General features: G+C 58.4%; 1 protein-coding gene. It reads right to left on the reverse strand.

Going from position 1 to position 2767, the window contains the following annotated elements; all coding sequences use genetic code 11:
- A partial coding sequence (locus IHV25_RS10200) for a hypothetical protein (protein WP_206757332.1) occupies positions 1 to 2105 on the reverse strand: 2105 nt, incomplete at its 3' end.
- Positions 2106 to 2767: the final 662 nt, after the last annotated feature.

Raw genomic sequence — 2767 nt, forward strand, 5'->3', positions numbered from 1 at the left:
CTCGGCAGGACGACATTTTCGGCCCGCAAGGTGAGAACGGCGGTTTTTTCCCGGGTGGCGTCCAGATCGAAAGTCAGGGTGGAGCCGGTCTTCAGCGTGATGGTCCCCCCCGTTCCGGCGGCGGGAGCAGGGCCACCGTTTCCGACAAGAATATTGTGGCTGTCTTCCCCAAGGGAAAGGATGGCCGGGGCCTCCAGGGTGAAAGTGGACGTGCTCCCCTTCAGATCAACACCCGTGGGAGTGGCCTTGCCCCCCGTGAAGGCCAGGATTCCGTCTTTGACCTGGAAGTCTGTCCGGCTGCCCGCGGTGTCATCCGCGGTGAAGACGTTCTCGCCCCCCAGCCACCAGGTGCTGGTACCGTCCTTCACGAGAGTGACAGCGCGTCCGCCCAGTGCCCGCCCCCCCATGGGGTCAGTGCGCATGTCCACCGTGCCCGCACCGCCAACCTTCAAAACGGCATCATAGTTTTTGCCGCCCGAAGCGAAACTGACGAGATAAATCGAGTTGGCGGCGCCATTGGCCGTGTTCCCGCTGAAGAGAATGGTCTTGTCCGCCCCCGGCTCAAGGTTGACCGTGCCGCCCTGGTTGCAGATGGCACCACCGCGGGCAGTGTCGCTCGCGCTTGTGGCCGTATTGTTCTTGAAGGTAGCGTCGCCGGAAAAAGTGATTTTTCCACGGTTGTCAATGGCCCCACCCATGGCGGCACCGGACTCGCTCGTGGCCGTGTTTCCCGTGAAGGTGGCCGGCCCGGAGACCGTCATCGTTGCTACGTTGGCAATCGCACCGCCGAACGCGGGGCCGGACTTACCTGTCGCAGCGTTCCGCTCAAAACTGACGTCCTTCTCGAAGGTCATGGAGCCTGACCAGTTCACAACCGCACCGCCGAACGCGTCAAGCGAATCGCTTGTGGCTGTGTTCTCGGTAAACCGGCTGATACCGGAGACGGTGAGCGTGTTCTGGTTAAAAATCGCGCCACCATAGGCGCTGCCCGCTTCACTCCCAACCGTATTTTTCGTGAAGATGGCAGCGCCGGACAGGGTCATTTTTTTCCGGTTGGCAATCGCCCCGCCTGCGGCGTAGGCTGCCTTGCTTTTGGCCACGTTCCTGTCAAATTTGGTGATATGCGAGAAGGCTACGTCAGCCTCCTGATTATAAACCGCCCCGCCCCGGGCAATGGCTCGGGGAGCTGAGGCTGTGTTTCCGGTAAACGTGGCAGGACCGGAAAAGGTCAGCGTTCCATACGTGGCACTGATCGCGCCGCCTTCTGCACGGGCCATTGCTGACCCTGTAATTGCGGCTGTGTTCTCGTTAAATGTGGCGGCACCCAAAAATTTCATACTACGACGCGTGTGAATCGCGCCACCCGAGGCGGAACCCGATTTTATTTCCGTATCTGAATCATTTATCGCCATGTTCTTCTCAAAGATGGCGTCCCCCTCGAAAGTCACCTTATTCCAGTTAATAATCGCGCCACCTATTCCAGCGTACTCCCCACTGTTGATCGCCTTATTATCAACAAAAGCAACAGAAGAGAACGTCAAAACACCACTTAATCCGTTGTGTACAGCCCCTCCCTGGGCCTCCTGCTTATTGTTTTCGGAGACGTTTCCCTTGAAGACCGCCGCGCCCTTGAATGTCATTTTATTGGCATTATAAACCGCCGCCCCGCCAGCGTAAGTGCCAGCGCTGGCGACGGAGTTTCCAGTGAAGGTCGTGTCGCCATCAAGAGTGAGCCAACCGACGTTATAAATAGCGGCGCCGAAGGCGCTGTCGCTTGTGCTTTTAACAGTGTTCCCTGTGAACAGGCTGGTCCCGATCAGGGTGAAGGTGCTCCCAGAATCCACAGTGAGTACGCCGCCCCGGGATCTGGTCGCTGCACTCGGGTCATAACCCTTGAACGTCAGTGTCTTTCCGGCCGCCACCTCAAACGCCACCGTCGCGCGCCCGGTAATGGCGAGGCCCTGGTCGGCGGTGACCGGCGTTGCTTCCAGGATTGTGTCATCGGAAAACGTCAGCTTTCCGCCCGATCCGGAAAATGTCAGATCGGACAGCTTCCCGCTGAACCCCGCTCCCACAAGCTCTTCCCAGGTCACCGCACCTGTCACGGTGCATTTCCCGGTTCCCAGACACTCATAGTTCGCCGCGGATCCCTGCCCGGCGCCGGTAACCGTAAGCGCCAGAGCCAGGGCAGTTCCCGAAAGCACCTGACCGCCCCGACGGGCAACAGGACGGAACGAAGACGGGAAGCAAAGGGCCTGTACCGACATAGACTTATTCTCCAAAAGTCAAGTGTAAAACATGACACTATTTTGACTTTACGCCCGGAGATGAGGCCCTTCAAGTTTTCACACCACTAAAAATCGCATGAAATGAAAATTAGTGATACGCGTGATCATTTGATCACCATCGCAACACCGTTGTTTTGCGTTTATTTACTACAACATTCAATCTATGTTTATTTAATATTGCTACTGATTATCTGTGTGCTTCGAGCAGCGGATCCCGCCCAAACACGCACGCAGCCTCAGACGCCACACCCGTTCACGCTTCTGCAGCCCCTGCCGCCCGGGTGCCGGAATGCGGTTTTTCAGAGACAGCCAAACGCCGGAGACACACCGACAGACTGAACCCAGCCGCGCATCCCAAAGGGGGCACAGAGCCCGCGGCGCATCCAGGCTCCCGGGCGGCACCACGGATGTGGCGGACAGAGGTGAGTTCCCTCTGATTCGGCCCCCGCCCTCACCCCATGCAGACGCAGTCCGGACTG

The organism is Phaeovibrio sulfidiphilus (assembly GCF_014861485.1).
Classification (GTDB): domain Bacteria; phylum Pseudomonadota; class Alphaproteobacteria; order Rhodospirillales; family Rhodospirillaceae; genus Phaeovibrio; species Phaeovibrio sulfidiphilus.